The organism is Seleniivibrio sp. (assembly GCF_021209385.1).
Lineage (GTDB): Bacteria > Chrysiogenota > Deferribacteres > Deferribacterales > Geovibrionaceae > Seleniivibrio.
The window spans coordinates 38358-50798 of record NZ_JAJOIL010000037.1 but is presented as its reverse complement, the minus strand read 5'-3'; the positions used below and the strand labels follow the sequence as shown (position 1 = coordinate 50798).

At 45.4% G+C, this 12441-nt stretch carries 13 protein-coding genes; 10 read left to right on the top strand and 3 right to left on the bottom strand.

The window, feature by feature from the left end:
* Positions 1 to 185 precede the first annotated feature (185 nt).
* The 9 genes from LRY47_RS12390 to LRY47_RS12350 all read left to right on the top strand — a co-directional run bounded on the left by LRY47_RS12390 (position 186) and on the right by LRY47_RS12350 (position 8588).
* Positions 186 to 1139, top strand: coding sequence for an acetyl-CoA carboxylase carboxyltransferase subunit alpha (locus LRY47_RS12390; RefSeq protein ID WP_295225903.1), 954 nt, complete (start codon positions 186 to 188; stop codon positions 1137 to 1139).
* A gap of 2 nt (positions 1140 to 1141) precedes the next feature.
* Positions 1142 to 2869: a DNA mismatch repair endonuclease MutL gene (gene mutL, locus LRY47_RS12385; protein ID WP_295225901.1), complete on the top strand. Its 1728-nt coding sequence runs from the start codon at positions 1142 to 1144 to the stop codon at positions 2867 to 2869.
* Positions 2866 to 3771: a tRNA (adenosine(37)-N6)-dimethylallyltransferase MiaA gene (gene miaA, locus LRY47_RS12380; protein WP_295225900.1), complete on the top strand. Its 906-nt coding sequence runs from the start codon at positions 2866 to 2868 to the stop codon at positions 3769 to 3771. The genes mutL and miaA overlap by 4 nt, the downstream gene beginning before the upstream one ends.
* 79 nt (positions 3772 to 3850) lie before the next feature.
* On the top strand, positions 3851 to 4075 hold the full coding sequence (gene hfq, locus LRY47_RS12375; protein WP_132873300.1) for an RNA chaperone Hfq: 225 nt from the start codon (positions 3851 to 3853) through the stop codon (positions 4073 to 4075).
* The gene (locus tag LRY47_RS12370) at positions 4075 to 4653 is read left to right on the top strand and encodes a DUF4416 family protein (protein ID WP_295225897.1); all 579 of its coding nucleotides are present in this window, start codon (positions 4075 to 4077) and stop codon (positions 4651 to 4653) included. Before hfq ends, LRY47_RS12370 begins: the two co-directional genes overlap by 1 nt.
* Positions 4654 to 4959: a septum formation initiator family protein gene (locus tag LRY47_RS12365; RefSeq protein WP_295225895.1), complete on the top strand. Its 306-nt coding sequence runs from the start codon at positions 4654 to 4656 to the stop codon at positions 4957 to 4959.
* Positions 4956 to 6458, top strand: a complete 1503-nt coding sequence (gene xseA / locus LRY47_RS12360; protein WP_295225893.1) for an exodeoxyribonuclease VII large subunit — start codon at positions 4956 to 4958, stop codon at positions 6456 to 6458. Before LRY47_RS12365 ends, xseA begins: the two co-directional genes overlap by 4 nt.
* Positions 6433 to 6906, top strand: coding sequence for a transcription elongation factor GreA (gene greA, locus LRY47_RS12355; protein ID WP_295225891.1), 474 nt, complete (start codon positions 6433 to 6435; stop codon positions 6904 to 6906). Before xseA ends, greA begins: the two co-directional genes overlap by 26 nt.
* Positions 6907 to 7034: 128 nt before the next feature.
* The gene (locus LRY47_RS12350; RefSeq protein ID WP_295225889.1) at positions 7035 to 8588 is read left to right on the top strand and encodes a hypothetical protein; all 1554 of its coding nucleotides are present in this window, start codon (positions 7035 to 7037) and stop codon (positions 8586 to 8588) included.
* Positions 8589 to 8709: 121 nt separating this feature from the next.
* Here the strand turns inward: LRY47_RS12350 and LRY47_RS12345 are convergent, their stop codons facing one another.
* Entirely contained in the window at positions 8710 to 9138 is a 429-nt protein-coding gene (locus LRY47_RS12345) for a ClpXP protease specificity-enhancing factor SspB (RefSeq protein ID WP_295225887.1), read from the bottom strand.
* Positions 9139 to 9200: 62 nt separating this feature from the next.
* Complete coding sequence (locus LRY47_RS12340) at positions 9201 to 9887, bottom strand: 3'-5' exonuclease (RefSeq protein ID WP_295225885.1); 687 nt, start codon at positions 9885 to 9887, stop codon at positions 9201 to 9203.
* A gap of 138 nt (positions 9888 to 10025) precedes the next feature.
* Here LRY47_RS12340 and LRY47_RS12335 point away from each other — a divergent pair, with 138 nt between their 5' ends.
* Positions 10026 to 11345: an MATE family efflux transporter gene (locus tag LRY47_RS12335; RefSeq protein ID WP_295225883.1), complete on the top strand. Its 1320-nt coding sequence runs from the start codon at positions 10026 to 10028 to the stop codon at positions 11343 to 11345.
* Positions 11346 to 11426: 81 nt separating this feature from the next.
* On the opposite strand, the gene LRY47_RS12330 is transcribed toward LRY47_RS12335, so the two are convergent.
* Positions 11427 to 12368, bottom strand: coding sequence for an ABC transporter ATP-binding protein (locus tag LRY47_RS12330; protein WP_295225881.1), 942 nt, complete (start codon positions 12366 to 12368; stop codon positions 11427 to 11429).
* Positions 12369 to 12441: the final 73 nt, after the last annotated feature.

The window sequence follows — 12441 nt, the reverse complement described above, 5'->3', positions numbered from 1 at the left end:
CGTACACTGCGCATATTTTTTGTCCTCCGCCTTGACCTGCTCGGTTCTAAACAGCAATGAAGAAAGTATATAGCCCGCGGTTTTCGCGGGCTTTCTTTTGTCCCATAACAGCTTATATTTTACTTCTTGATATTGAACTGCTTAAAAGTTATTATACACAACCAATCAAAGGTATGAGGTGAACAATGGCAACGGTTCTTGATTTTGAAGCGCCGATAGTTGAGATCGAGGCACAGCTTGACGAGCTTCGCAACCTTCCGGGCATGAACGGTGATCAGCTTAACAAAGAGATCACAAGTCTTGAAGACAAACTGGCAAAGGTCAGAGCAAACATATATAAACGTCTCACTCCCCAGCAGAAAGTCATGGTGGCGCGCCACCCCGACAGACCCTATACGCTGGACTATATTCAGAATATCTTTACCGATTTTACCGAACTCCACGGCGACAGACTGTTCCGCGAAGACCCCGCACTTGTATGTGGAATGGCAAAGCTGGACGGTGAACCCGTTATGGTCATCGGTCATCAGAAAGGACGCAACACAAAAGAGAATATCCACCGCAACTTCGGTATGGTGAACCCTGAAGGCTACAGAAAGTCACAGAGACTTTTCGAGATGGCAGACAGGTTCAAACGCCCCGTAATAACATTCGTTGACACACCAGGAGCATATCCGGGCATCGGTGCGGAAGAGCGCGGACAGGCGGAAGCAATAGCAAAAAGCCTTATGGTCATGGCAGGTCTTAAAGTGCCTATGATAACAGTTATCGCAGGCGAAGGCGGTTCCGGCGGTGCTCTTGCAATAGCAATGGGCAACCGTGTGGGTATGCTGGAACATTCCGTATATGCTGTTATCAGCCCCGAAGGCTGTGCATCTATCCTCTGGAAAGACGCGGCATATGCAGGCAGAGCAGCGGAAGCGCTTAAGCTTACATCCAAAGACCTGAAAGAACTGAACATCATCGACGAAATAATAGAGGAGCCTATGGGCGGTGCCCACAGGAACCACCCCGCAACAGCGGTTAAGGTGAAAGACTTTATAGTCAGAAACCTCGCGGAACTGAAAACAATGTCGCCTGACCAGCTTTTTGAGGACAGGTATCAGAAGTTCCGCAATATGGGCGTTTTCGCCGAGTAAGCATGAACGAAATAAAAAGACTTTGCGAAGATGTCGCCAATAAGGTAGCAGCAGGCGAAGTCGTTGAGCGTCCTTATAATGTCGTAAAAGAGCTGATGGAAAACTCTGCCGATGCAGGTGCGGACAGACTGTCCGTTGTCGTTGAAAACGGCGGGGCGGGCTATATCAGCATCACAGACAACGGAAAAGGCATAGTGCCGGACGACCTGCCGCTGGCGGTTGAACGGTTTGCCACCAGCAAGATATCAACCGTTGACGACGTCTACCGTGTAGCAACCTTCGGGTTCCGCGGTGAGGCGCTGGCTGCGATATCATCCGTTTCAGACTTCTCAATCCGCTCATTCCGCAAAGGGTACATAGGCGCGGAACTGCGCATAAAATACGGCGAAAAATCCGATATCCTTCCCGCTCCCATGCAGGAGGGGACAAGGGTAGAGGTTAAGTCGCTGTTTGCTAACGTTCCAGCGCGTCTGAAATTCTTCAAAAATTACCAGACAGAAGAGAAGGAGATAGCACGCTTCGTGCGGCAGTTTTCCGTCATAAACCCTCATGTATCCGTTGAACTGGATATAAACGGCAAACGGGTATATTCTGCCGATAAATCCGAAGACATGCTGAAACGTGCAAAGAGAGTGTTTCAGGAGACGGACGTTGTTTACGGCGGTAACGAATTTGAAGATATGAACGTGAAGGCGGCGGTATCCCTGCCATCTGTGCATAAATTCCGTAAGGATATGATAATAATCGGCATTAACGGACGGGTGGTTAAAGATCTTTCGCTGGTGCAGGCTGTCATAACCGCTTATCACAGGCTTATCCCCGACGGAAAATTCCCCGCCGCGGCTATATCTCTGCACATCGACCCCGAAAAGGTTGACGTGAACGTCCACCCTGCAAAGACCGTGGTCAAGCTGCTGGATTCAAGAGAGATATTCAGCTTCGTACATAACACAGTCAAAAAGATTCTGGAAGAGGCAGGCAGGGAGACGGGCGAGCAGATGCGCGCGCCGGAACCTGTTTACAAGCCTGTCACGGTTTACGAATCAAAATATAACGAAAAGAACTATTCAAAAGATACTGTGCGCAGTTTTGACATGGCGAAGGAACTTGAAACAGTGCAGTATTCCGCGCGTGTGGAAGATGCCGTGAAGATTCCGGACGTTCCCGAAGAGGAGAGGGTGCGCGTCGTCGGTCAGCTTTTCAACACTGTGATAGTGTGTGAAAAGGGGGATGAGGCGTTTTTCATTGACCAGCACGTTGCTCACGAAAGGGTGCTTTACGAAAAATATCTTGAGGAAAAGACCGTTTCAGTGCCTTCAATAGTGCTTTATGAGCCTATCCTCATAGACGTTACAGAGGATGAAGCGGATATTATTGAAAAAGGTTCGGAAGTGCTTTCCGCTTTCGGGTACGACATAGAGCCTTTCGGCGGAAACAGCCTTAAGGTCAGCCGTGTGCCTTCCGATGTTCTGAACCGCGACATTACGAAAGAGATACGCGAAATTCTCGCCGACATGATAGAGAACCGCAAGGACAGCAGCGTTGACTACCGTGTGATAGTCATGAGCTGTAAGAACGCCGTAAAGGCAGGCGACAAGCTTGAGATGCACGAAATGCGCAAGATAGTCGACGACCTTTTCCACACATCAAACCCCTATACATGCCCCCACGGCAGACCCATAGTCTTCAAAATGGACAGGGCATGGCTTTTCAGGAAATTTGACAGATGAGAATACCCGTCGTAACAGGTCCCACGGCAACGGGAAAGACCGCCGCCGTTCTGGGACTTGCCAAAGATAACCCCATAGAGATAATCAGTGCCGACGCTTATCAGGTTTACAGACACATGGACATAGGCACGGCGAAAGCTTCTGCGGAGGAGCTTGCAAGCGTGCCGCACCATTTGATTGACGTTATGAATCCAGATGAGACCTATTCCGCAGGAATATTTTTCGAGCAGGCGGAGCGTATCATTGCGGATGTGCTTTCACGGGGCAAAATACCTGTTATCGCAGGCGGAACCGGACTTTACATAGAATCACTTCAAAAAGGCATATTCGCCGCACCTGAAAGGGACAGAGACCTCAGAGAGGAACTTGAGAGGGATGCTGAAATCAGAGGATATGAGGAGCTGCATGCGGAACTTATGATTATAGATCCCGAATTTGCCGCCAATGTAAAACCTGCGGACAGAACGCGCATCGTGCGCGGGCTGGAACTTAACCGACAGCTGGGAATGAACGTTAAAGATGCCCAGAGAAAATATCATCGCAATCCCGCATACGAATATGATATATTTGTTATAGGCGGCGACAGACAGCTCATTTATGATCGAATAAACTCAAGAGTTGTTAAGATGCTTGAAAGCGGCTGGGCGGTCGAAGTGAAAAAACTGCTGGAAATGGGCTACGATGAATCCATGGATTCCTTCAAAGCGATAGGTTACAGGGAAATAGCCGGATGTATCCGCAGCGGTAACGATATATTTTCAGTTTGCGAGAGGATACAGACAGCAACAAGAAACTTCGCAAAACGTCAACTGACATGGTTTCGGCATATGCAGAACACTACGCATGCAGACATGCTCGACACTCAGCTGGTAAAAATACTTTCAAGAGCTATTTTCTCTTGAATTAGAACTGTATTTTGGATAAAGTATAAAATATTGTTAACACAATTTTACTTATTTTTCTGTTTTTAGGGGGCTCGTAATGAGCAAGAAAATCAATATTCAAGATGTGTTCCTGAACCACCTTAGAAAAAAACGCATACCGATGACAGTTTATCTTGTCAACGGCGTTAAGATTGAAGGCGTTATCAAGGGGTTCGACAACTTTGTGATTATTATGAAAGATGAATCTCAGAAAATGATCTACAAACACGCTATCTCAACAATTGAGCCTTCTGAGGAAATCCTCGAACTCGAAATGAACTGATGGTTACAGGCGGCGGATTCAGGCAGACCGGAAAGGTCATATTCTTTAATGCGGTTCTTTACAGCAAAGACCATGTAAAAGACCCTGATGAGTTCGCTCGTCCTCTTTTCGGGGATCCTATCCTTAAGTCTGCGGAGTTCGATTTTTCGCACACCTCCTATTATGAACCGGAGATGGGCGCAAATCTCGCAAAATATTTTGCGCTCTACGATCTTGTGGAACATCCCGACAATCTGCCGGATTATAAGATACATGCGGTGAGCATAGAAGATTCGCTCGCCATAGGCAAACACAGGGTTATCAACATCGACCCAGGTTATGTTGCCATGGAAAAAATTATTGCAGCAAGTACAAAGAACTTTACCCACAGAATATATCTGCGCGATAATATCTATGGCGATCTGCAGCTTTACCGCAGAAAAGGTTCGTATGTACCACTTGAATGGACGTTTCAGGACTATCAGTTCGATTTTGTCTTAGGTTTTTTTGAAAAAGCCAGAAAAATTCTCGAACAGCGTATAGGAATGCCTGAAACCTGTGGTATAATTCAGGAAAAGAAAAGACCCGACAGGCGTTAAATGAAGACCAACATAGTTTTTGTCGTCATAATAGGCGTTCTGATTTTTTATATGGTGTTCGGACACAACGGCATCCTGAAATACAGGGAACTTGCCTCTATCCGTGCGTCCTATGAAAAGCGTATCGAAGAGACCGACAAGAAGGTCAAAGACCTTACGGATGAGCTTAATCTTGTGCGTAAAGACAAAGACTACCTTGAAATGCTCATCAAAAAAGACCTGAATATGAAAAAACAGGATGAAGACCTCTATATCCTTGAGCATAAAGACAAACAGTCTGAGAAAAAATCAGAAAAATCCAAATGAATAAGTATACCGTCACGGAACTCACAAGGACTGTTAAACAGCTTCTTGAGGGTACCTTCAAAGACAATATCGCAGTTAAAGGCGAAATATCCAGTTTTTCAGTATCTCCTGCCGGACACCTGTATTTTGTTCTGAAAGATGAAAAATCACAGATAAAATGCGTTATGTTCAAAGGTTCCGCTATGACCATGCGGGACTATAATCCCAAAAACGGCGACAGTGTTGAGGCGATTGGCGAGCTTACGGTTTATGAGGCGGGCGGAAACTATCAGCTTCTGGTGAAACGGATGGATTACGATTCCGTGGGGCTGTTCTGGAAGCTTTTTGAAGAGGTCAAACGTAAACTTGAAGCGGAAGGACTTTTTGATGAGAGTCGCAAAAAGACCGTCCCCGTTCTGCCTAAAAGGGTTGCTGTGGTGACATCTGCCACCGGAGCCGCTATTAAGGATTTTCTGGTCACAATGAAGAACACAGGAGGCGTTTTTGCCGTGGATGTGTGGTCTGTGCCTGTTCAGGGCAAAGATGCCATTGCGCCCATCGTAAAAGCGCTTAACACCGCAGGAGCTATGACAGGCAGATATGACGTTCTTGTGCTTATGCGCGGCGGCGGTTCTCTGGAAGACCTTGCAGTGTTCAACGAGGAACAGGTGGCAAGGGCGTTGTCTGCATGCGCCGTGCCGACTGTCAGCGCCATAGGACACGAGCGTGATTTTTCCATATGTGATTTTGTTGCAGACGTCAGGGTCGCGACACCCACAGCGGCTGCGGCTCAGCTTTCCGCAGGGTATGTGAACGCCGTGCGGGATATCGACAGTCACAGAAAGCGTATGGCGGAACTGACGCTTAACAGGCTTTATCAGCAGGTGCAGAGACTTGACATGCTTCATGCCGGCGTTATAGCCGCATCACCTCTGCACAGGATAAACAGAGACAGGCAGAGGCTGGCTTTTCTTGGTAAATCATTGATGTCTGAGATAAAAGAAATAATAAATAAAAAAAACATACATTTATCCGAACTTACTGGTATACTACATTCATTGTCGCCCGCTGCAAGGGCGCAAAAAGACCGCAGAAATCTGGACGGTCTTTTGTCTATTATGCGGGAAAAAACGCTTGCAAATCTGAACAGAACCTCTGTTCGGGCGGACAGGCTTAACGCAAGGATTTCATTGCTCTCCCCTATTAGGAGTGCTGAAAAATACATGAACGCCGTTGAAAGGCTGGAAAGCAGAATGTCTGTTTCTGTGCAGAGAAGGACGGCGGAAAACAAAGCTAGACTTGAACCCCTGATGGCGAAGCTATACACGCTTAATCCCGACAATCTTCTGGAAAAAGGTTACGCACGGGTGACGCTGAACAAGAAAGTTATCAGCAGCGTATTTGATGTGCGTTTGCAAGATGAGCTTGAAATAAGGCTGAAGGACGGGTATATTAGCAGCTTCGTAACCGGTAGGAAAGTCTCGGAGGACAAGGATGGAAAGAATCCCGATCACGACTGAAGGGTATGCAACACTTAAAAAAGAACTGGAAAAACTCAAGTCTGTTGATAGAAAAGAGGTTGTTCTCGCTATCGAAGAGGCGAGAAGCCACGGCGACCTCAGCGAAAATGCCGAATATGATGCTGCAAAAGAACGTCAGGGTATGATCGAAGCGCGTATTGCCGAGCTTGAAAGCAAAATGGGCAGATTTCAGGTTATTGATACCACTGCGCTTTCCGGTGAAAAGATTGTTTTCGGAGCCACTGTGGTTATTGAGAATGTGGAAACTTCCGAAAAGAAAAAATATAAGATAGTCGGTCCCGACGAGGCTAATATCTCAAAAGGTACCGTATCCATCATGTCGCCCCTTGCGAGAGCTCTTGTGAACAAGAAAGCTGGCGATGAGGTTGTCGTTCAGGCACCCGGCGGCGATATTGAATATGAGATCCTTTCTGTAGACTTCAACTGATAATGATACGCCCCTGCAAATCTTTGCGGGGGCGCTCTATTTCTTTAATTTCCCTTTAATGTTCTTTTTCCCTCGAAACGTCAGCCCATGCGTTGTATATTGGTGGTATAAAATTCAGGGAGACGGATATGAAAGTTTTTTTTACGATCGCCTTGTCGTGCGTTTTGATATCCCATGCTTATGCTGCCGGCAGTTTTGAAGACTACAGAAAGTCTGTTATGGGTGAATATCAAAACTATCTGGACGAGATGGACAGGCAGTTTTCCGCCTTTCTGAAACAGCAGTGGAAAGAATATAAAGGTCAGAAACCCGTTAAACAGTATGAGGAACCGAAACCTGTTGTTCAGCCTGTGACAAAACCGGAAGTTAAACCCGAACCTGTAAAAATCGTTCCCAAGCCTGTGCCTGCTCCTGTTGTGGTGCCTGCACCGAAACCGGAACCTGTCAAAGAACTGCCGAAAGCAGAAACTCCGAAACCGACAGTTAAGCCGAAAGAGGAGCCTGCAGAACCGAAAGAACCGCAGCCGTCTTTCAGCGGCGAAATTCCTGAACCTACACCTTTTTATGCTCCTGTTCAGGAAGGGGACACAGTTGATCTGACATTTTTCGGTCTCAGTGTCAGAATACCTTACGACAGAAAAATTAAAACAAGCGTACAGAAGCCGATATCTTCCGATAATGTAGCAAAATGGTGGGAGTCTGTGGCTTCTGCCGATTATGGCAAATCACTCAAAGTTCTTGATAAAACAGCAAAAGACGCAAACCTGAGTGACTGGGGATACGTCATGCTTGTAGACAGGTTCACTTCAAAACTGATGTTCGATGCTTCGGAACAGAAGATGCTTGCGTGGTTTTTCCTTGTGAAAAGCGGCTATAATGCGAAACTGGGATATACCAAATCAGGCTATACGAAACTGATGCTGCCTGCCGATGCCAGCCTGTACGATATCTCTTTCTATACATTCGATAATAAAAAATTCTACCTGGTGAATACACTGGAAAAGATAAGCACATCAACAGACCCGCTTTATACCTATAAAGGCAACTATCCTACAGCTACTAAATCCGTAAGTTTTACGGGAATGAAACAGCCTAAGCTTTCTTTTGCGCGTTTCGACAGAGATCTTACGTTTGAATACGACAGGAACAAATATACCGTAAAAGCTGTGGCGAATAAATATGACATTGCTTATCTGACATCCTTCCCGCAGACCGATCTGCCTGTTTATACTTCCGCATCTGTTCCTCAGTGGGTCGATAAAACGGTTCTGCCGACTCTTACAACCATAATTCAGGGCAAATCCACGGAAGAGAGCATAAATATCCTTCTGCGCTTTGTGCAGACCGCGTTCCCCTACAAAACTGACGACCAGCAGTTCGGTAAAGAAAAATCCTTCTATGCGGAAGAGATAATCTATTATCCCTACAGCGATTGCGAAGACAGAAGTATATTCTTTGCATATCTCGTTGAAAAACTGCTGAAAAAAGACGTTGTGCTTCTGAATTATCCCGACCACGTTGCAACTGCTGTTGATATGGGTGACAAAACCGTCGGAGCATATCTTCCATATAAAGGCAAAAAATATACTGTAGCCGACCCGACATATATCAATGCAACTGTGGGCATGGTAATGCCTCAGTATAAAACGGTTAGTCCCGAAATAGAGGAAACAGGTATTTAGATTTCAGGAAGGAGATGAAAGCAGATCGCGTCGTCGTTTATACTCCTCGCGAAGACAGGACAAACTTCGGTCTCTGCGAGGAACAAGGTGACGAAGCAGTCTGGTATTTCGTGTTAAATTGTCAGTTTTTGCGTTTGAACTGTATGACGTTGTTGCCGGAAGAGGGCGCATCTTCTGACGAATCGTCTGAATCTTCTGTTTCTTCCTCTCTTTCGACAGGTTTCGGGGCATTTTTTCTGTTTTGCGGTTTAAAGCTGAACATGAATTCAGGCTTGACCGGATCGTTGAAGATAGCACTGATTGCATCTATGGGTATGTAAAGGCTTTCCCAGCTTCCCGAAAATTTCATGTTAACTGTGATGCTGTTGTCTTCCATGTCGAGTTTGTCATATGAATATGAGCTGAAAACAAGTACTATGCCGTTCTTTTTTTCCTCGCCGATCAGACCGCGTGAACCAATGATAAGCTCAGGATGCGGCATCAGGTGGATAAAGAATTTTTCGTAGTTGTTCAGTATTTCTTTTAAGACATTAAGTCTGAAATCAGTCATAAAAAAAGAATACAATAGTTAACATCGACAGTCAACGCCAAGGTTAGCGCAAATGCCAATTACTAACCGATAATCATTTTCTGGCTTTCTATAAGTTGTTTAAGAGATGAAAAATCGTTTCTTGCCTGGCTTATCATTTTAGCGAAAACTTCCGCTGTGGCGAGTGCATCACCAAGGGCTGTGTGGCGTCCGTTGCAGACAACCTTATATTTTTCAAGGAGATGGTCAAGGCTCACATGTTCCTCTTTTTTCCTTATGGCTCTGGAATAGATGAACATTGTGTCCAGCCATTGATTGTGGATTGCACAGCCGTAGCAGTCATCAAGCTCTTTGTTTATCATTTTTAAATCGAAATTTATGTGGTGTCCGACTATTACGGAACTGCCGACAAAGTTTATGAAATCCGGCAGAACTTCTCCGGCAGTGGGTTTGTCCGCAACCATTTCGTCGGTGATGTTATGCCATTTAATAGATTCCACAGGTATGGGAATCTCAGGGTTTATGAATGAGTTATAGAAGTCTATTATCTTAAAGTTCTGCACTTTCACAGCAGCGACATTAATTATTTTTGCAGTGGTGAGGTCAAGTCCTGTGGTCTCTGTGTCAACAACTGAAAATACAGTATTTTCAATACTTTCATCCAGTGTTATATTTTTAGCAAAATTATCACACAGCTTATTAACATAGATAGATATGGGATCCTTGGCTTTTTCTGCGGCAGTTTTTTTATTGAAAAATTTACCTATCATGTCGCTTAACCTATGTAATGAGATGCTATTTTATTTAGAGTTATTGTAAAAGCAAAACAGATTTATTGCAATATGCTTTCTCGTGTATTAGTGTATATTTTAGTGTTATAGCGAAAAGATACGGCGTATGAGGAATTTATGATTCTTATTAATGATAGGTACCGCAGGGTGCTTTCCATATCCCTTCCCTCTGCTTTCCATAACCTTATGAATATGGTGCAGTCGATGATCGATATGCTGTTTGTGGGGCGAATATCGGCGGTGAGCCTTGCTTCCGTTGGCGTGAGTATGCAGTATACGGCACTTTTATATGCATTCATGTCTCTGGTTTATGTCGGCACAAACGTTCTGGTATCCCGCTTCTACGGCTCAAAAGAGATGGATAAAGCTGGGCAGACTGTTTATGTAATGATACTTTTTTCATTTATCATTTCCCTGCCGCTTATGGTTTTCTGTCTGTTTTACTCTCCTGTTCTGTTCGAGATTCTGGGGACAGGCGAGGACGTTGTGCGTGAAGGAACTGTCTATATTTCTACCTATTCGTATGCTCTTCCAGCCATGTTTATTCAGGGGGTTCTGTTCAGCGGTTTAAATGCGCTCGGTAAGACAAAGATACCGCTTTATATCAGTATTTCAGGTAATATTCTGAACGTTTTTCTCGACTGGGCGATGATATTCGGTCATTTCGGATTTCCCGCTATGGGGATAAAGGGTGCAGCCCTCGCCACTGTTATCGTTATCTATTACCAGCTTGCCATATATTTTATCTGCTATTTTTTCAGCAAAGATATAAAGATAATCCCGTCGTTCGATATGAGCATCCTTAAGCGTGGAATAAAGGTTGCTGTTCCGGCTTGGCTTGAACGTATTGTCGCACATCCGTCATACCTTGTTTTGTCTGCCTTGGTAGCTAAATTCGGCGTTGACGCTCTGGCAGGCTATCAGGTCGGGTTGCGCATCGAAGGGTTGGCGTTCATGCCGGGCGTGGGTTTTATATTTGCCAGCATGGCGCTGGTGGGGCAGGGGCTTGGAGCGGGAAATCCCGACGAGGCTGAGAAGGATGCATACGCGGCTACTATATCAGCATCGGTGATAATGGGCGTACTGGGGCTGCTGATGACCGCTTTTCCATATGCCATAGCCGGTATATTCACCAACAATCAGGCAACGTTGGAAAACGCTGCCTGGTATCTGCGCATTATGGGCGTTTCACAGGTGCCTCTTGCCGTATGTTTTGTTATTTCCGGCAGTCTGCGCGGGGCAGGGGATACTAACATGACATTCGCCATAAACGCTGTCTCGCTATGGGGGCTTCGCATACTTCCCGCATGGCTTCTTACATATTATGTGACCAATTCCGTTTGGGTATATCTTGTGGCGATGATAGAATCCGTTGTGCGAGCTGCTATACTGCTGGTTCGTTTCAGAACCGGAAAGTGGAAGAGTATTAAAGTTTAAATATTTCGCACACGTTATTATACGTGGAAGATTGCTTCGTCAACCTTTGGTTTCCTCGCAAAGACAAGTCAGTCTTTAGGTTTAGAAAGGATGAAAGCAGGAAAAGCCGTCTTTGAATTCAGGCTTTTGCGTAAGGCATTTTTCTGTTTTTCTTTCACATCTGTCCGCAAATACGCACTTTGAATCGAAAGCGTGTCCGTTAAAAGTTATTGTACCTTTGATAGTGTTCAGATACTCCCGCGAATCGCCGATAACCGGAACGCAGGCTTTCAGCGCTCTTGTATAAGGGTGACGCATAGTGCCGTTTTCCATATCTGCGCTTGTTATGCGCTCCATCATCTCTCCCGCGTACATAATGTAGCTTTCGTCGGCTATTCTGGCGAGCAGTCCGAGGTCGTGTGTGATGAAAATAACGGAAAGATTCTTTTCGCGGTTCAGTTTTTTTATCAGCAGAAGTATCTGCTGCTGAATAGTTACGTCAAGTGCAGTTGTCGGTTCGTCGGCAATGAGAATTTCTGGATCGGATGAAAGCGCTATTGCTATCATAACCCGCTGGTTCATGCCGCCTGAAAGCTGATGGGGATAGGAGTTCATCCGTTCCGCGGGATGTGGTATCTCTACCTCGGTAAGCAGAGCTACGGCTTTATCCAATGCTTCTTTTTTCTGCATCTTCGGGTTATGCGTCAGTATGGCTTCCGTGATCTGTGCGCCCACTGTGAAAACAGGATTCAATGAGCCTGTGGGATTCTGGAATATCATGGATATCTTTTCGCCCCGTATTGCGGCGAAATCTTTTTCATCTTTAAGTTCCCTGCCGTCAAGAAAGATGCTTCCGTTCGTTTTTACGACGGGTTTTCTGATGAGATTCAGTATGGTCTTTGCAAGGATGGTTTTTCCGCTGCCTGATTCGCCGGCGATACCCAGTATCTCGCCTTTTTTCAGGCTGAATGAAATATCGCGGAGGATTATAAAAGGGTTGTCAGAGCTTTTAAGTTCGACTGATAAATTATTAATTGACAGCATGGGCAAAATATATTTGATATTTGATTCTTTGTCTATACAATATAAGTATGCACTACGGAGCTATCTTGATTTA